Origin of the sequence: Anaerococcus nagyae (assembly GCF_017874535.1) — a bacterium.
In the GTDB taxonomy this organism is placed as follows: Bacteria; Bacillota; Clostridia; order Tissierellales; family Peptoniphilaceae; genus Anaerococcus; species Anaerococcus nagyae.
This window is the reverse complement of the sequence record NZ_JAGGLS010000008.1, coordinates 59,746-76,944: the sequence shown is the minus strand read 5'-3', so window position 1 is coordinate 76,944 and position 17,199 is coordinate 59,746. Positions and strand designations below refer to the sequence as shown.

General features: G+C 29.8%; 15 protein-coding genes and 1 other RNA gene. 14 read left to right on the top strand and 2 right to left on the bottom strand.

Annotated elements, in window-relative coordinates; genetic code table 11:
* On the top strand, positions 1–156 hold a 156-nt coding region (locus tag J2Z39_RS07145; RefSeq protein ID WP_483414904.1), incomplete at its 5' end, for an EF-Tu C-terminal domain-related protein.
* Positions 157–235: 79 nt separating this feature from the next.
* The gene (locus J2Z39_RS07140) at positions 236–1,558 is read left to right on the top strand and encodes a putative glycoside hydrolase (protein WP_209814523.1); all 1,323 of its coding nucleotides are present in this window, start codon (positions 236–238) and stop codon (positions 1,556–1,558) included.
* 113 nt (positions 1,559–1,671) lie between these two features.
* Here J2Z39_RS07140 and J2Z39_RS07135 read toward each other — a convergent pair whose 3' ends face one another.
* The gene (locus J2Z39_RS07135; protein ID WP_209814521.1) at positions 1,672–2,238 is read right to left on the bottom strand and encodes a biotin transporter BioY; all 567 of its coding nucleotides are present in this window, start codon (positions 2,236–2,238) and stop codon (positions 1,672–1,674) included.
* A gap of 147 nt (positions 2,239–2,385) precedes the next feature.
* Between J2Z39_RS07135 and bioB the strand changes: the two genes are divergently transcribed.
* Positions 2,386–3,351, top strand: a complete 966-nt coding sequence (bioB, locus tag J2Z39_RS07130) for a biotin synthase BioB (protein WP_209814518.1) — start codon at positions 2,386–2,388, stop codon at positions 3,349–3,351.
* A gap of 113 nt (positions 3,352–3,464) precedes the next feature.
* On the opposite strand, the gene J2Z39_RS07125 is transcribed toward bioB, so the two are convergent.
* A complete protein-coding gene (locus J2Z39_RS07125) occupies positions 3,465–4,316 on the bottom strand; it encodes an AraC family transcriptional regulator (protein ID WP_117522195.1) in 852 nt (283 codons plus the stop codon).
* Between the two features lie 184 nt (positions 4,317–4,500).
* Here J2Z39_RS07125 and J2Z39_RS07120 point away from each other — a divergent pair, with 184 nt between their 5' ends.
* The 11 genes from J2Z39_RS07120 (at position 4,501) to J2Z39_RS07070 (ending at position 17,190) form a co-directional block, all read left to right on the top strand.
* The gene (locus J2Z39_RS07120) at positions 4,501–5,208 is read left to right on the top strand and encodes a DeoR/GlpR family DNA-binding transcription regulator (protein ID WP_245325740.1); all 708 of its coding nucleotides are present in this window, start codon (positions 4,501–4,503) and stop codon (positions 5,206–5,208) included.
* Positions 5,205–6,110 (top strand): 1-phosphofructokinase, encoded by a 906-nt coding sequence (gene pfkB / locus J2Z39_RS07115; RefSeq protein ID WP_209814516.1) that lies wholly within the window; start codon positions 5,205–5,207, stop codon positions 6,108–6,110. The genes J2Z39_RS07120 and pfkB overlap by 4 nt, the downstream gene beginning before the upstream one ends.
* On the top strand, positions 6,100–8,025 hold the full coding sequence (locus tag J2Z39_RS07110; protein ID WP_209814530.1) for a PTS fructose transporter subunit IIABC: 1,926 nt from the start codon (positions 6,100–6,102) through the stop codon (positions 8,023–8,025). The genes pfkB and J2Z39_RS07110 overlap by 11 nt, the downstream gene beginning before the upstream one ends.
* A 121-nt stretch (positions 8,026–8,146) precedes the next feature.
* Complete coding sequence (gene dnaG / locus J2Z39_RS07105) at positions 8,147–9,817, top strand: DNA primase (protein ID WP_209814513.1); 1,671 nt, start codon at positions 8,147–8,149, stop codon at positions 9,815–9,817.
* Positions 9,810–11,627 (top strand): RNA polymerase sigma factor RpoD, encoded by a 1,818-nt coding sequence (rpoD, locus tag J2Z39_RS07100; RefSeq protein WP_209814511.1) that lies wholly within the window; start codon positions 9,810–9,812, stop codon positions 11,625–11,627. The genes dnaG and rpoD overlap by 8 nt, the downstream gene beginning before the upstream one ends.
* Positions 11,627–12,319, top strand: a complete 693-nt coding sequence (locus tag J2Z39_RS07095) for a tRNA (adenine(22)-N(1))-methyltransferase (RefSeq protein ID WP_209814509.1) — start codon at positions 11,627–11,629, stop codon at positions 12,317–12,319. Before rpoD ends, J2Z39_RS07095 begins: the two co-directional genes overlap by 1 nt.
* A complete protein-coding gene (locus tag J2Z39_RS07090; protein WP_117522200.1) occupies positions 12,301–13,071 on the top strand; it encodes a Nif3-like dinuclear metal center hexameric protein in 771 nt (256 codons plus the stop codon). The genes J2Z39_RS07095 and J2Z39_RS07090 overlap by 19 nt, the downstream gene beginning before the upstream one ends.
* Positions 13,072–13,113: 42 nt before the next feature.
* An RNA gene (gene rnpB / locus J2Z39_RS07085) (RNase P RNA component class A) lies at positions 13,114–13,451 on the top strand.
* A gap of 240 nt (positions 13,452–13,691) precedes the next feature.
* Positions 13,692–15,527, top strand: coding sequence for a C40 family peptidase (locus tag J2Z39_RS07080; RefSeq protein WP_209814507.1), 1,836 nt, complete (start codon positions 13,692–13,694; stop codon positions 15,525–15,527).
* Positions 15,528–15,624: 97 nt separating this feature from the next.
* Positions 15,625–16,383, top strand: a complete 759-nt coding sequence (gene thyX, locus J2Z39_RS07075; RefSeq protein ID WP_209814505.1) for an FAD-dependent thymidylate synthase — start codon at positions 15,625–15,627, stop codon at positions 16,381–16,383.
* 21 nt (positions 16,384–16,404) lie between these two features.
* Positions 16,405–17,190, top strand: coding sequence for a bifunctional 5,10-methylenetetrahydrofolate dehydrogenase/5,10-methenyltetrahydrofolate cyclohydrolase (locus J2Z39_RS07070; RefSeq protein ID WP_209814502.1), 786 nt, complete (start codon positions 16,405–16,407; stop codon positions 17,188–17,190).
* The last annotated feature ends 9 nt before the right edge of the window (positions 17,191–17,199 follow it).

Here is a 17,199-nt window from a genome sequence, read left to right as displayed (position 1 = left end):
TTAGAAGAAGGCGTAGAAATGGTAATGCCAGGAGACAACGCAACATTTAAAATCAGCCTACAAAAACCAATAGCCCTAGAAGAAGGACTAAGATTTGCAGTACGTGAAGGTGGTAGAACAGTAGCATCAGGTGTTGTTACTAAGGTTATTAAATAATTTTATTATTTATAAAATAATTTTAATGAAAGAGCGGGCATGCTTGCTCGCTCTTTATTTTTTATTTAAAGGAGAGTGTATGAGAAAAAAAACTAAGATACTTTCCATCATGCTTTCATTAATCTTAATTTTGACTTCATGTACGGCTAATAAAAACAAAAAAACTAGTCAAAAAGAAGCGTCTGATACTAAGGTTGAGGAAGTAAAAGATGAAGACATAGATAAAGCCGCTAAGGAGATATTAAAAGAGAAAGGTTTAGTCAATGAAGCTGTAGAAAAGCCAGTTGGGAAAGCTTATGAAGTTGGGGTAACTCCAGATGATTATAATATGGATTATGATACGTCAAGACTCCATGCTTTAGAGGAAAAGAAATCTAAATATTATCCTAAAGATGGTGTAAAGGGCTTGTATTTTAATACTTATAATATAAATAAACCAGAAGTTTATAATAAGATAACAGATTTAATTGAGAATTCTAATCTAAATACTGTCGTAGTAGATATTAAAGATGATTGGGGAAATGTAACTATGAATTTTGATACTGATGATGAAGATATCAAGTATTCTAAAATTGATATAGTTGATCCTGAAGCTTTTCTAGAGGATATGCATTCTAGAGGTATATATGTTATAGGGAGAGTTACTACATTTAAAGATAGTATTATAACTGAAAGACATCCAGAGTGGGGCTTTACCTTAGATGATGGTAGTCTTTGGAAAAATGCTAGTGGTGAAGCTTTTATGAATCCATTTTTAAAAGATGTGCAAGACTACGATATAAAGATAGCAAAGCTTGCAGCTAAAGCAGGATTTGATGAAATACAATTTGACTATGTAAGATTTGCAGAAGGATTTGAAACCTTTGGTGATACTTTAGATTACTCTAGAGGTGAATATGAAGATAATAAAGACATGGAAGAAGGAGAAAAGAGAGTAGCTGCTATTACAGGTTTTGTTCAAAGAGCGAGAGAAGAATTACAATCTTATAATATACCTATGTCTATAGATGTATTTGGCTACGCTCTTCAAGTAAGACATGCTGATGGTATAGGACAAGACTTTGATCAAATGGCCAATCAAACTGATGCTATATCTGCTATGATATATCCTTCTCACTGGGGAGGTGGTTCATTTGATATTGAAAAACCAGATTTAGAACCTTATAATCTTGTTTGTAGATATCTTGATGAAGAGCAAAAAGTTTTAGGAGATTTAGATCACCCACCAGTTTCAAGACCGTGGATACAAGATTTTACTGCAACTTGGATCGGAGAAGGTAATTGGATGGAATATGATGCAGATGCTGTACAAGCACAGATAGATGCAATATATGATAAAGGACAGAATGAATATTTGATCTGGAATGCTAATAGCGAGTATACTCCAGGTGTAGATTATTAATTTTCTAGCCTAAAATAAGTTTAAGTTAAAAAATAGCTTACCCCATTAATTCTAATTAGGTATAAGGGGTAAGTTATTTTTTATAAATTTTTTATTTATAGATTTTATAAAAATCACTTAACTTTAGCATGATTTAGTGAATCTAAAATTTTTGGAGCAATTAAAGCTGCGATAACAGCTTTCAATAAATCTGGTACTAAGAAAGGAAACATGCCTACAGCTAAAGTTGATTTAAAAGTCATTGGTGTTCCATTAACTTTTGTAAGTACCATATACATATATGGTAATCCAATTGCATAAAAAACAACTTCTGCAAGAATAAGAACTCCCAAAATCTTAATGAAGCTTTTTTCACCATATGCAAGTTTTGAGATTAATATAGCAGCTATAATAAATGAGATTAAAAATCCAAAAGTTGGAGCAAAAATCATTTGAGGACCACCAGTGAATCCGGCAAAAACTGGAAGTCCAATTAATCCTATAATTACATATATAAGTACACTTAAACCTGCAAGTTTAGGTATCAGTAAAAGTCCTGTCATAAATATAAAAAAGTTTTGCATGGTAAAAGGAACTGGTCCCAAAGGAATAGTGATAAATGCTCCTATTGCAATTAAAGCAGCCATAAGAGCTGTCTTTACTAAATCTTGGGTTGTCATTTTATTCTTTATTTTACTCATAATCTTTACACCTCCTCCCTAAGCTATTCTAAACAATGAAAACATTTTTGTCAATTTAGTTGACATATGTGAAATTTTTTCTTATACTCATAATGACAAGAAATGTTGAAATAAAATTGTTTGAACTAAAAAGTTAGGAGTTGTTATATGGAGCTAGAGAAACTAAAAAATAAGGTACTAAATGGTGGAGATATTTCTCGTCAAGAAGCCATTGATTTATATAAAGAGGATTATGATGAACTAAGAAAGGCTGCAGAAGAAATTAGAGAACACTTTTGTCAAGATCAATTTGATATGTGCACTATTATTAATGCAAAAAGTGGCCGTTGTCCAGAAAATTGTAAATTTTGTGCCCAATCAGCACATAGTAATACAGAAGTAGAGGCTTATTCTCTTTTGGATAAGGATATTATTGTAAAAGATGCTGTTGATAAATATCGTAGAGGAGTTCCTAGATACTCTTTAGTATCTTCTGGTAGATCGTTAACCGAAGATGATATTGACAAAGTATGTGAAATCGTTAAAGAAATTCATCAACAAGAACCAGAAGTTAAAGTATGCTTATCTGGAGGATTAATTTCTGCAGAAGGATTTAAGAAGTTAAAAGATGCTGGAGTATTGAGAATACATAATAATTTAGAAAGCTCTGAAAATTTCTTTAAGGAAATATGCACAAGCCACACTTACGATCAAAAAGTTCAAGCTATTAAAAATGCCAAAGACGCCGGAATGGAAGTTTGTAGTGGAGGTATTATTGGTTTGGGTGAAGGTATTGAAGATAGAGTAGATATGTTTTTTAATTTAAAAGATCTAAATGTAGCGTCTATCCCAGTCAATGTCTTAAATCCTGTAAAAGGTACAGCTTTGGAAAATAATAAAATATTAGATCAAGAAGAAATAAATAGAACAATTGCAATATGTAGATTTATAAATCCTAAAGCAGCTATTCGATTAGCTGGAGGTCGTGCAAATATGGAAGAACTAGGAAAATCTTGCTTTAGATCTGGAGCTAATGCAGCCATAACTGGAGATATGTTAACAACACGTGGAGCAAGTCTAGAAGATGATATGCAAATGGTTAAAGAAATGGATTATGATATTTGTGCTATGTAAGAATAAAATAGCGAAATTAATTTTATGTTAATATAATATTAAAAATTAGAATTTAGATGAGTTGAACTCCATATTTAAGTATGCAAAGTTCAACTCATTAATTTTCGGTTTTACTATAATCTGTGTTTTTTTCTAAATTGAGATGGGGTTTGATCAACTTTCTTTTTAAAAACCTGGTTGAAATATGATTGTGAGTTAAATCCCACTATAGATGATATTTCTTCCATAGAATGGTTAGTAGATATAAGTAAATTTTTAGAAATTTCTATTCGCTTTAGTATTAAATATTCAATAGGTGTCACTCTGTAAGATTGCTTAAATTCAGATATAAGGTGAAACTTATTCATATAAGCCATAGTAGATAACTGCTCAAGCTTTATATCTTCGGCATAATTATTGTCTATATAATTTTTTATATAATCAATTTGTCTATTTACTTTTTTATCATGACTTACAGTAACTTTTTCTTCATTATATCTTAAAGCGTTTATAATAAAAATTGAGGCCTTAGCATTTGCCATAGCTTTAGAAAACAATTTCTCACTATTAAATTCATTTACAATTTCATTAAACAAATCAGTATTATATTTCTTTCTATCTAAGTTAATGTGAAAATAGTTGCTATTATCTTTATTTAAGTTATTAGGATTAATACTTGAAACAGAAAGTGATTCAACACCAAATCCTATAATTTCGCAAGAATCAGAATTATTATCAACATATAAAGTATGTCCAATATTTGAATTAATAACAACTAAGTCATTATCTTTTACATCAACAGTTTCATTTTCAATAGATAATTTTCCGTTTCCCTTAATGATATAGTAGAAATATGTGAAAGGATGGAATTGTATCCTAGAAGAATAATTCCTATTAAAATTGTGCTTTTGAGCATCTAGAACCTTTATTTCAACATCTAAAAGATCATCCTCCTGATCTAAATCTCTGAAGTTCGTTTTATCCATAATTTCCTCTTTTTATTTAATCCTTTAATACAGTATATAAACATTATAATACATTTAAATATTTTTTTAAAGTATGTGAGTTCCTTAAACATCTTACTAATAAAATTATATATATTGTAAGTTTACTAAATTTATTTAAAAATTCAAATATTAAAACATTACATTTGACAGTTTATGATTGAAAATGAAGTATATTTTATTTATGATAGTAGAAGAAAGATTGAATTTGATTAGAGAAATGTTGAAAAAAGAAGAAATTGTATCTAATTCTAGATTGCTAGAAAAATTAGATGTAAGCGAGTCAACCTTAAGGCGTGATTTAGATTACCTACAAGGGAAAGGTGAAATAAGGAGAGTGCGTGGAGGAGCAACTCTTAATAAATTGCTTGAAGAAACCAATTTTAAGTTTAATGAAACAACCAATATAGAATCCAAAAGAATTATAGGTGAAAAAGCTAGTAAGCTTATAGAAGATGGTAGCCATATATTTTTAGATGCTGGTACTACAATTTATAGTTTAATTGAATATTTAGAAAATAAAAATGTGACAGTAGTAACCAATGGTTTGATGCATCTTGAAAAACTAAATAATCTTTCAATTTCTACAGTGGTTTTAGGAGGAAATATAAAAGAATCAACTTTTATTACTTATGGAGAGCAGACTATAAATGAAATTAATAATCTGAATTTTGATTTAGCTTTTATTGGAGCTAATGGTATATGCGATAATATTTATTCTACAGCCGATATAAATGAAGCTTTAATAAAGAAAGCTGCAATAAATAAATCTAATAGATCTTATGTACTAGCGGACTCTTCGAAGTTTGGAAAGAAATACTTTGCAGATATTTGTACATTTGATGATGCGAAACTTATTAAGGAGGATGAATGATTTACACTCTTACTCTAAATCCATCTATTGACTATATTATGAGACTTTATGAGTATAAAGATGGATTTACAAATAGAAGTTATGAAGAGATGAAATTTCCTGGTGGCAAGGGAATCATGGTCTCCAAGCTTTTAAAAAATTTAGGTGAAGATCCGATTAATCTTGGTTTTATCGGTGGATTTACTGGTGAATACATTAAGAGTTCTTTGAAGGACTTAGGTATAAAAGAAAATTTTACTTTTATAGAGGATGATTCTAGGATTAATGTAAAACTTAAATATCGAAGTGAGACGGAAATTAATGCAGGTGGACCTTTTATTAGTGATGAAGAAGTAAATGAATTTTTAGATAATATATCCACTTTGAATTCTAATGACACACTTATAATTTCTGGTTCGATTCCAAAATCTCTTGATGATAATTTTTATAAACAAATCTTAGGCTGCAATAATGTAGACTTTACTATAGATGTTGCTGGCAAAGAATTATTAGATTATCTATCATACAATCCAATTTTAGTTAAACCAAATATTGATGAATTAGAAATGATTTTTGGAGAAAAGATTGATAAAAGCAATCTCTTACACTATGCTAAGAGATTAAATGATTTAGGAGCTCAAAGCGTCATCATATCAATGGGTAAAGATGGTTCTATATTTATATCTGAGGATTTAATATTAAAAGCTGAACCTATTGAAGGTAGGTTAATAAATTCGGTTGGCGCAGGAGACAGCATGGTAGGTGGTTTTGTATATGGTTTAAAAAATGGATTGTCGAAAAAAGAAGCCTATAAATTAGCTGTAGCTTGTGGGGCTGCAACTGCATTTAGCGAAGATATTGCTAAAAAAGAATTAATATATGAAATTTTAAAAAGAGTAGAGGTAAATGGATATGGAAATTAAGGATCTTCTAAAAAAAGAGCTGATGATTCTAGATTTAGAAGCTAATAGCAAAGATGAAGTTATAGATGAATTAGCTAATAAATTTTATGAAAAAGGATATGTAAAAAGTGAAAAAGATTTTGCTCAAGGATTAAGAGAACGTGAACAAGAAGGATCTACAGCTTTAGGTGATGGAGTTGCTATACCACATTCAAAAAATAAAACTGTAAAAGAGCCAGCTGTATTATTTGCAAGAAAAAAGAATGGATTAGATTATGAGGCTTTAGATGGAGAAGATACTTTTGTATTTTTTGCAATAGCAGCTCCAGATGGAGAAAATAATCTCCATGTAGAAACTCTTGCTGAATTATCAAAAATGATAATGAAAGGTGGATTTGTAGATGATTTAAAAACAGTTAACACTCCTGATGAAGTTTATAGTATTATTGATAAGTATTCTAAACCAAAGAAAATAAATGAAGATAAGTCTGTTATAAAAAGTAATGACAAAGAAAATGCTACTCAAACAGAAACTGATAAAGAAAGTGACTTTATAGTAGCGGTTACAGCTTGTCCAAATGGAATTGCCCATACTTATATGGCCCAAGAAGGATTAGAAGAAGCTGCAAAAAAAGCTGGAGTAGATATAAAAGTAGAAACTAATGGATCTGATGGTATCAAAAATAGATTGACTGATGAAGATATAAAAAGAGCTAAGGCAGTAATCATTTCAGCTGATAAAAAAGTAGAAACAGCTAGATTTGATGGCAAAAAAGTTATTCAAAGACCAGTTTCAGATGGTATTAGAAAAGCAGATGAACTAGTCGATAGGGCCATTAAGGGTCAAGCAAGTGTATTTCACAGCGAAGCTTCATCTAATAATGAGAGTTATAAATTAACTAAAGGTGATTCACAAAGCTTTTGGCAAAAAATATATGGAGATATAATGAACGGTATCAGTCATATGTTACCATTTGTTATAGGTGGTGGAATATTATTAGCTATATCTTTCCTTTTTGAAAGATTTACAGGAGATAATTCTCAAGTCTTTACTTTTCTTAACGGTCTAGGATCCGATTCTATGAGCTTTCTCATACCAATCCTTGCTGGATATATAGCAATGTCTATTGGTGATAGACCTGCATTAATGCCGGGTATGGTTTCAGGACTTATGGCAAGTCGTGGAGCAGGATTTATAGGCGGATTAATAGGTGGGCTTATAGCAGGCTATATTACTAACCTAATTAAGAAGATGACAAGAAATCTACCTAAATCAGTAGAAGGTCTTAAACCTATGCTTATATATCCTGTATTAGGACTCTTATTTACAGGAATTATTATGTATTTTATAATAGATCCTATTTTTACTGGTATAAATTCTGCTATTAACAATTGGCTAATGAACTTGAGTGGATCAAACAGAATTTTACTTGGTGCATTACTTGGTGCTATGATGGCAATTGATATGGGAGGTCCAATCAACAAGGCGGCATATGCTTTTGCTATAGGAGTATTTACAGATACAGGCATTGGTTCATATATGGCAGCTGTAATGGTTGGTGGTATGGTACCACCTATAGCAATTGCACTGGCTTGTTCATTATTTAAAAATAAATTTACAGAAAAAGAAAAAGAAACAAAGATTACAAACTTTATTCTTGGTTTAAGTTTTATAACAGAAGGTGCAATCCCTTTTGCAGCAAGTGAGCCACAAAGTGTTATACCATCTGTTGCAATAGGATCAGCAATAGCTGGAGCCATAGTTGGAGCATTTAATGTAGAGTCCCCTGCTCCACACGGTGGTGTATTTGTACTTCCTGCAATGAGTAATTTAAATCAAGTGTTATTTTTCCTATTAGCAGTAGCTATAGGTTCTGTAGTAGGGGCTTTACTATTGGGTAAATTAAAAAAGAGACCTGAAGACAAAGTAGCATAAAACTTATTAAGACATTAGAGAAATTACAATTAAATTTGTAATTTCTCTTTTTAAAATAAGTAAAATCTAAAATTGAATACGATTTAATTATAAGTATAGTTTATCTAGCAGAGGTGATTATATGGCTATGATACCAGAAGAAAAAATAGAAGAAATAAAAGCTAGTTCTAATATAGTTGATATAATTGGTGAATATACTGATTTAAAGAGAGCGGGTAGTTCTTATAAGGGGCTATGTCCATTTCATAATGAGAAAACTCCTTCTTTTACTGTAGATGATAAGAAACAATTATTTCACTGCTTTGGTTGTGGAGCGGGAGGGGATGTTGTTTCTTTTATTATGCAAAAAGAAGGTTTATCTTATCCAGATAGTTTGGAATATTTAGCTAATAAAGCTGGTATTAAAATGGAATATAATTACTCTTCTAAGTATGTATCTAACCCAAGAAATAAAGAACTCTATGGAATAAATAAAGATATAATGATGTTTTATTATAAAAATCTCTTGACTAGTAAAGAAGCTATAACGTATCTTAAAAATCGTTCCTTATCTGGAAAAATCGTAAATAGATTTATGCTTGGGTTTGCTAAAAATAGCTGGGATGACTTATGTAACTACGCTGAATATAAAGGCTATGATAAAAATGATTTAGAAGAAATAGGATTAATTAAAAAGTCTGCAAAAGGAAAATATTATGATAAGTATAGAAATAGAATAATATTTCCAATTATAAATCATTATGGCAATGTTATAGGATTTGGTGGAAGAACTATAGCAGAAGAAATGCCCAAATATCTTAATTCTCCAGAATCAGATATATTTAAAAAAAGGTTCAATCTTTATGGACTAAATGTTTATAAAAAGCAGAAAAAAGATGACTTAATTTTAGTGGAAGGATACATGGACGTTATAGCTTTAAATAATCATGGAATTGACTATGCAGTTGCTAGTCTAGGTACTGCTTTAACGTCCGATCAAGCCAAATTAATCAAGCGATATTCAAATAATGTTTATATATGTTATGATAGCGATATTGCTGGAATAAAAGCTACTGATAAGGCTATAGAGATATTTCTAAATCAAGATATTAAGCCTAAAATAATCAGTCTAGGTGAAGGAAATGATCCTGATGATTTTATTAAGAAATATGGTAAAGATTCATTTATAGATAAAAAAGAAAAGGCGCTAGATGTTTACAATTATAAGTACAATAAAATACTAGACATATACTCTAGTTCAAAAGAAAATGAGAAATATGAAAAACTGGATTTATTTGTAAAATTTCTTGCTGAAATAAAGTCGGATTTAACTCGTGAGATATTTATAAACAACGTTTCTACATTATTTAACATTGATAAAAACACTTTAAATAAGGCAGTCAACAAGTATAATACTAATATTACTTATAAGGAAGAATCCAGTAAAGATTTTAAAAATAAACAAAAAGTAATAGTAAATAGTAACCCTCAAAAGCACAATACTCATGAGCTTGAAATATTAAGGCTTATTTTTAATCAAAGAGATGCTTATCTTGAAAATAAAGAATTTTTTGATAGTGCTTTAAAAGATGAAAAAATAATAAATACTAAAGAATTTATTATAAATAAAAATACTGAAAAATTTGATAAAAATGATGAGGATTATGTTTACATTTTAAATTATATAAGAGATGATGCAAATCCTATAGTAATAGATGAGCTTATGGATAGGATAAAGCTTTTTGAAAAAAGAGAGAAACTAAAAGAGCTTAAGTCTCTTAATAATAGAACTAAGGGGAGTTTTAATGAGTAGCGATAGTGATAAACTGCTTGAAGATGACGTTTTAAAAGAAATAATAGAAGAATTTCAATCCATAGGCGAATCTCAAGATGGTATGATAACATATACTCAAATATACACATTTGAATCATTTAAGGAAGTAGAAGATGAGAGCAAAAAATATGTTATCTCACAAATACTTAGCAGTGGTATAGAAATAGTAGAAAAAGCTGAGTCTGTTCTAGATGAAGATTTAGAAGATGAGGATTCTTTAGATGAAGATTTAGAAGATGAAATATCAGATGATGAAGATATAGATGAATCAGAACTTAAAGAAAATATTGACGATGATGTAGAAAATATTTCAGGTATTAAATTAGATGATCCGGTAAAAATGTACCTTAAAGAAATTGGAAAAGTTTCTCTTTTAACAGCAAAAGAAGAAATCCATCTTGCTCGTCAAATGGAAATGGGTGATATAGCTAGTAAGAAGCTTGAAGGTCAATCTTTAAATAAGCAAAATAAGAATAAGTTATCAACAGACATATTTTTTGGAAATTTGGCCTACGCTTTACTTGAAGCCAATAATCAGGTTAAGGAGAATGGTAAAGTAGATGATAACATAATAGTTAGTTTAACTGGTATAAAATCAATGGGCAATCTATTTGAAGAGATAATGGTTGATGAGCCTGATGTAGAAAAAATTGAAGAACTTAAAGCAAAGGTTTTAATTTGTAATATAGCGAGCAAGTCTTTAAGTGAAAATGAACTCACAAGAACAGAAGCTAATTCTTTATGTGACTTATTTGATTCTTTTGATCATTTATTTAATATTAATGAAGAAGATAGCGTAGTTACTCATATATATGAATTTTTTACTGACTTATTATCTAAAGCAAGCAATGGAGAATTTATCAAAACTAATGATAGAATGACAATAGAAGACTTCATTGAAGCTGGCAATATAGCATGTGAATTAACAAAAGGAAATGAATTAACTTTTGAAAATATTCAAGATTTAAGTTCTTATATAGATAACAGTAGGATAGCTCGTATGATTTTAAGTGATAATGAGCTAAGTAATGAAAATTCTATAACTCTAAGAAAGACAATATTAAAGGCAAAAAGAGCTAAACAAAAATTAGCTGAAACTAACTTGAGACTAGTTGTTTCCATTGCTAAAAAATATGTGGGTCGTGGGATGAGTTTTTTAGATCTTATCCAAGAAGGAAATATGGGACTTATGAAAGCCGTAGATAAGTATGATTATAACAGAGGTTTTAAGTTCTCTACTTATGCAACATGGTGGATTAGACAAGCTATAACTCGTGCCATTGCAGATCAGGCAAGGACTATAAGAATACCTGTACATATGGTTGAAACCATAAATAAACTTGTGAGAACTCAAAGACAATTAGTTCAAGATTTAGGACGCGATCCATCAAACGAAGAAATAGCTGAGCAAATGGGAATAGAAGTAATCAAAGTTCAAGAGATTAGAAAGATTGCTCAAGAACCAGTATCCTTAGAAACACCAATAGGAGAAGAAGAAGATTCTCATTTAGGAGATTTTATAGAGGATGAAACAGCAATTAACCCAGATGATGCAGCTAATTATACTATGTTGCGTGAACAATTAAATGATGTTTTATCATGTCTTGGGTCACGTGAAAAGAGAGTGTTGCAATTAAGATTTGGTCTGATAGATGGAACTCCTCGTACACTTGAAGAAGTGGGCAAGGAGTTTGATGTAACTCGTGAAAGAATTAGACAAATAGAAGCTAAAGCTTTACGTAAATTAAAATCACCAAATAAGAGTGAATCATTGAAAGATTTTTTATAATGAATGATAAAAAAAGATTAATGGATATTATTAATATTATTGACCCAGGAAAAAGGGTTATTGATGTAGGAACCGATCATGGATTGGTTCCTTTATATTTGGCTAAAAATGAATTGTGTGATGATATTTTGGGAACAGATATATCAGCATCATCTCTTAAAAAACTTGAAGATGAGCTTGATGATAGTTTAAAAAAAGTAATTAAAACTAAAGTTACAGATGGTTTTAATGGAATAGAAAAAAAAGATAAACAAATTGCAGTAATAGCAGGTATGGGTGCTAATACTATCATAGATATTATAAATAATAGCTTAGATTTTGCTAAAAACTTAGATTATATGATTCTTGAGTCAAATATAGCTACCGAAAGACTCAGAAAATTTTTGATAAATAATAATTTTGAAATACAAAGAGATTTTCTAACATATGAGAATAATAAATATTATGATATATTGAAAGTAAGCTATGGTTATCCTAATGAGTTAACTTTATCTGAAATATATTATGGCTTTGAAAATATTAAAAAGCATAGTGATGTGCTTAGAAGTAAATTAGAAAAAGACTATGAAAAAAATTCAAAATTTAGAGAGGATATAGTTAAAAATTCAAAAAATCAATCTAGTTTAGAAAAAATAGACGAAAGATTAGCTGCTATTGATGAGGTATATGAAATATGGAAATTAAAGAATTAATAGATAGATTATGTGATAAATATCCTTTAGACTTACAAGAAAATTGGGATAACTCTGGTCTTCAAATTGGAAATTTAAATAATGAACTTGAGAATGTATTGATTAGTTTAGATTTAGAAGATGAAGGCGTAGATATGGCTATAAAGAATAAATGTAATTTAATAATAACACATCATCCATATCTATTTAATGGAACTAAGTCTATAGATTTTAGTGATGATTTTTATAATAGATTAGATAAAGTTATAAAAAATGATATAAGTGTTTTTGCTATGCATACAAATTTAGATATTGCAAAAGATGGACTTAATGATAATTTATGTGAGATTTTAAATATTAAAAATACTAATATCTTAGAAGTCGGAAAAGAGATTGGGTTAGGGAGATATGGTCATATAGATAAGATTAAAGCCTTAGATTTTGCTAAAAAGGTAAAAGATGTACTAGTTGCAGAAAAGTTGATATGTTATGGAAATATGGGAAAAGAGATTGAAAAAGTTGCTGTTTGCGGCGGTGCAGGGCAATCTTTATTTGAAGACGCATTTATTAATGAATGTGATCTTATGATTACGGGAGATGTAAGCTATCATATGGCTATGGACTATTCTAATAGAGGACTTATAATTATAGATGCTGGTCACTTTGCTAGTGAAAATCATGTAATATACAAGCTAGAAAAAGTTATATATGAGTTGATAGATAAAGAAATATATACGTATTCAAAAGAAGATACTTTTAGAACTTTTATTTAATATAAATTTTACAAAAAAATTTGTTGTGGTATATTAAAACATGGAGTAAATCAGACGATCGCGGCTATGTACGAGGAAAGTCCGTGCACTATAGAGCAGGATGCTTGATAACGTCAAGTAGGAGTAATCTTCAGGCAAGTGCAACAGAAAGTATACCGCCAACAATAGTTGGTAAGGTTGGAATGGCGAGGTAAGAGCTCACCAGCTATATGGTGACATATAGGCTATGTAAACCCCATCCAGTGCAAGAACGAAGGGATGATAAACAAAGTTTGCTCGGCTTTGATCCAGAATGGTTGTTCGCTTGAGCTTATTGGCGACAGTAAGTCTAGATAGATGATTGTCTAATACAGAACACGGCTTATAGATTTGCTCCTTACATACTTGTAACAATTTGTTACTAATCATTATATATATCTTTGTTATTTTTACATTATATTAATAATTTAATTTATATATATTGTTAGAATTTGCTAGGTTCACACAATATATATAAATTACTTGTATATAATGTAATTTTTTTGTAACAAATTGTTGACACTTTTGTTAAAAAAGTATAAAATATATTCAGATTTTATTTCAGGACTTAAAATATATTAAGAGAGAGGAATTTAAAACCCATGGATAAAAAAAAGATTGGTGCAGCCTTATCAGTAGTTGCTGCAGTAACAGCTGGTGCTACAGCTTACGCTTCAACAATTAATAACTTAGATGCTGATAAAAATACCAACTCTATGATACAACCAAATTATGCAGATAAATCTTATGATTATTATTCTTTGGTTAAAGCAGACTATACTAATGATTTGAAAAATACAGCTATTGCTAATGAAACAAGAACTGTTCAAAATACAAAAGAAACTGAAGAAGAGGTTGCGAATATTGAAAAAAATGCAAAATCTATTTTAGCAACTAATATAACAGTAGCAAAAGAAAAAGATTCTAATGAAGAAGTATCTGATAACGAAGAAAAGGAAGTAGAAGTTCAAAAAGAAACTATTGATAATAGCAAAACAGATGATGCTACTCCTATTAAAGAAGAATTGGAAGTCACTAATTCAGAAAAAAATGCAGATGACATAAAAAAAGAATCAACTGAAGAATCTAAACCAGAAGAAGAATCTACTGATCAAGAAAAAGAAGAACTTGATGATGGCGTTGAATTAGCAGAAAGTACTAATAACTCCAATTCTAAGTCAGAAGAAGATGAACTTATTGAATATAATAATAAAGATCTAGATTCTAATGAAAGTGAAGATGATAATGACATAGAAGAAGTTGCATACTCTACTGATTCCATTAATTATTTAGATAATAATAGTGAGGTTATAGAATCTAAGAAGAATGAAAATACTTCAGAAGATAAGGTAAAAGAAAATAAAGTTATACAAGCAGTAAAATATGTAAATGTAGAAGCTTTAAATCTTAGAAATTCTAAGTCTATGGATAATAATTCAAATGTAATCAAAACTCTTTTAGCAGGTAACAAAGTTACAGGTGCTATTGAAGGTGATTGGTTAAAGACCAATGATGGATATCTAAAACTTTCTTATCTTTCTGATAATTATCCACAAAGCTTAGTTGATCAAGTCAGTGCTAAACAAAAAGAAGAAAATGCTAAAATAAAAGCTGAAGAAGCTAAGAAAGATCAAGAGGCTAAAAAGGCACAAGAAGCAAAAGTGGCCAAAGAACAAAAAGTAAAAAAAGAAAAAAATAATGAAAATGTTCAAAAAAATCAAGAAGCTAAACAAGAAGAAAAAGGTCAAGCTTTCACAGGTTGGGTTTATAATACAAATGCTTTAAATGTAAGAGATAAAGCTTTAAATGGCAAAATATTAGGTGCTTTAACTAAAGGTACTAAAGTTAGTGGAGAAATTCTAAATGGTTGGGTTAAGTTTGATTATAAGGGTAAAACTGCTTATACATCAGCCGCTTATCTTTCAACTACAGAAGTAGCAAGTCAACCAGAAGTTAAAGAGAATACTCAAAACAATCAAAATCCACAACAATCCTCAGATTCAGAAGAAGTAGTAGATGAACAAGAAGTTGCTGTAGAAAAAAAGCAATCTACACCTGTTGCAAATGTAAATGGTCAGCAAGCAGCTAATATTGCAAGCGGCTTTGCAGGAAGTCCTTATGTATGGGGTTCTAGTAATCCATCAGTTGGGTTTGATTGTTCAGGTCTTGTAAAATATGTTTACCAACAACTAGGTGTAAATCTTCCTCATTCATCTGGAGCACAATTTAACTCAGGATATTCTGTAAATATAAATAGTTTACAACCAGGAGATATAGTATTTTTCTCAAATAGAGGATCACTTGATCACGTTGGCATAGTAGTAAGTTCAGATGGAACATTCATCCATGCTTCAACACCAAAATCAGGTGTAAAGTACGATAATGTATACAGTTCTTATTATCAAAAAGTATTTAGTGGAGCTAGGAGAATATTCTAATATTTGATAGTTCAGGCCCTTAGGGGCCTTTTTTAATATCTATTTATTAATAAAAGAAAGATAAGTCGTTAGCTAAACAATATAAAGGATTTATATAATGAAAATCAAATTGATAAACTATACACAAAACGCAGAAGAAACTATAGCGAGTGCAGGTAAATTGTGTTATTCGTCTGTTGGTGTTGATGAAATAGACAAAAATTTAAGTAAAGAGGCTATTCAAAAATACATAAATATGTTAAATAATTTAGGGCACGAATCACCTATAGAGCATGCAAGTTTTACCTTTGCTGCCGAAGGTATATCTAGGTCACTTAGTCATCAGTTAGTTAGGCATAGATTAGCATCTTATTCGCAACAATCTCAACGTTATGTTAAGATAAATAATTTTGAATACATAATACCACCTTCTATAGAGGAAAATGAAGAAGCTAAAGAAGTCTTTATTAAAGCAATGCAAGAGGATCAAAAAAACTATAGCCAGATTACTGATGTTTTATTTAATAAAAATTATAATTCTTTTATTAAAGAGGGTATTGCAGAAAAAGAAGCTAGGAGAAAAGCTGAAAAGCTTGCTATAGAAGATGCTAGATACGTGTTTCCCAATGCTTGTGAGACAAAAATAGTATTTACCATGAATACAAGATCTCTAATGCACTTTTTTTCATTAAGATGTTGTAATAGAGCTCAGTGGGAAATAAGAAATATGGCTTTTGAAATGGTAAAAATATGCAAGAAGGTATATCCAACGCTTTTTAAAAACGCTGGACCTAATTGTATAAATGGACCATGTCCTGAAGGGAAAATGTCCTGTGGTAAACTTGAAGAAGTAAGAGAATTATATTCTAAATTTTAAGGACATAGGTAAAGGTAAATAATGAAAATTTTAAATACTAATGATATTAAAAAAGAATTAATTACTGAGCTAAGTACATCTACTATAGAAAATAATCTTCATATATTAGCTATGAATCCTTCAGAAGAAGAATTATATTATAGAGATTATATTATAAAACGCTGTAGGGAATTTGAAATAGGATATTTTTATAAGGAATTTGATTTATATGCTAGTAAAGAAGATATAATTGCATACACAAATTCCTGTAATAATAAAGATGGATTTATTATATTGTTGCCATTTGACAAGTTTGATGGAATTTCTTATTTAAAAGAAAATATAAAATTAAAAGATGTAGATGCTTTTACATATAAATCCATGGGGCATGCTATGGCAGGAAACAGCAATTATCTACCAGCAACACCAAAATCAGTAGTAAAGTATTTAGAAAAAAATGAAGATCTAAAATCAAAAAATATAGTTATTGCCAATAGGACTGAACTTATAGGTCTACCATTATCTACCTATCTAATGAATAAGGGCGCTACGGTAACTGTTATAAATAGTGAAACAAAAAATCCTATAGATTATATAAAAAATTCACATATATTTATAAGCGCTATAGGAAGAGCTGACTATTACGATAAAAGTTATTTCAAAGATGGTCAAACTATAATAGATGTTGGAACTTCTATAGTAAATGGTAAGATAAAAGGTGACGTTAATTATGAGGACTTAGAAGATTTAGATGTAAAAGTCCTAACATGCAAGAAAGGGATAGGGGCGATTACTACATTGACCCTACTTCAAGGATTGATAGATTAGGGAGAGGCA

Excerpts from the sequence above, each read along its gene's own strand:
- pfkB (WP_209814516.1), top strand. The coding sequence starts at position 5,205 with ATGATTTACACTCTTACTCTAAATCCATCTATTGACTATATTATGAGA.
- J2Z39_RS07090 (WP_117522200.1), top strand. The coding sequence starts at position 12,301 with ATGGAAATTAAAGAATTAATAGATAGATTATGTGATAAATATCCTTTA.
- J2Z39_RS07080 (WP_209814507.1), top strand. The coding sequence starts at position 13,692 with ATGGATAAAAAAAAGATTGGTGCAGCCTTATCAGTAGTTGCTGCAGTA.
- dnaG (WP_209814513.1), top strand. The coding sequence starts at position 8,147 with ATGGCTATGATACCAGAAGAAAAAATAGAAGAAATAAAAGCTAGTTCT.
- J2Z39_RS07120 (WP_245325740.1), top strand. The coding sequence starts at position 4,501 with ATGAAGTATATTTTATTTATGATAGTAGAAGAAAGATTGAATTTGATT.
- rpoD (WP_209814511.1), top strand. The coding sequence starts at position 9,810 with ATGAGTAGCGATAGTGATAAACTGCTTGAAGATGACGTTTTAAAAGAA.
- bioB (WP_209814518.1), top strand. The coding sequence starts at position 2,386 with ATGGAGCTAGAGAAACTAAAAAATAAGGTACTAAATGGTGGAGATATT.
- J2Z39_RS07095 (WP_209814509.1), top strand. The coding sequence starts at position 11,627 with ATGAATGATAAAAAAAGATTAATGGATATTATTAATATTATTGACCCA.
- J2Z39_RS07070 (WP_209814502.1), top strand. The coding sequence starts at position 16,405 with ATGAAAATTTTAAATACTAATGATATTAAAAAAGAATTAATTACTGAG.
- J2Z39_RS07140 (WP_209814523.1), top strand. The coding sequence starts at position 236 with ATGAGAAAAAAAACTAAGATACTTTCCATCATGCTTTCATTAATCTTA.
- J2Z39_RS07135 (WP_209814521.1), bottom strand. The coding sequence starts at position 2,238 with ATGAGTAAAATAAAGAATAAAATGACAACCCAAGATTTAGTAAAGACA.
- thyX (WP_209814505.1), top strand. The coding sequence starts at position 15,625 with ATGAAAATCAAATTGATAAACTATACACAAAACGCAGAAGAAACTATA.
- J2Z39_RS07125 (WP_117522195.1), bottom strand. The coding sequence starts at position 4,316 with ATGGATAAAACGAACTTCAGAGATTTAGATCAGGAGGATGATCTTTTA.
- J2Z39_RS07110 (WP_209814530.1), top strand. The coding sequence starts at position 6,100 with ATGGAAATTAAGGATCTTCTAAAAAAAGAGCTGATGATTCTAGATTTA.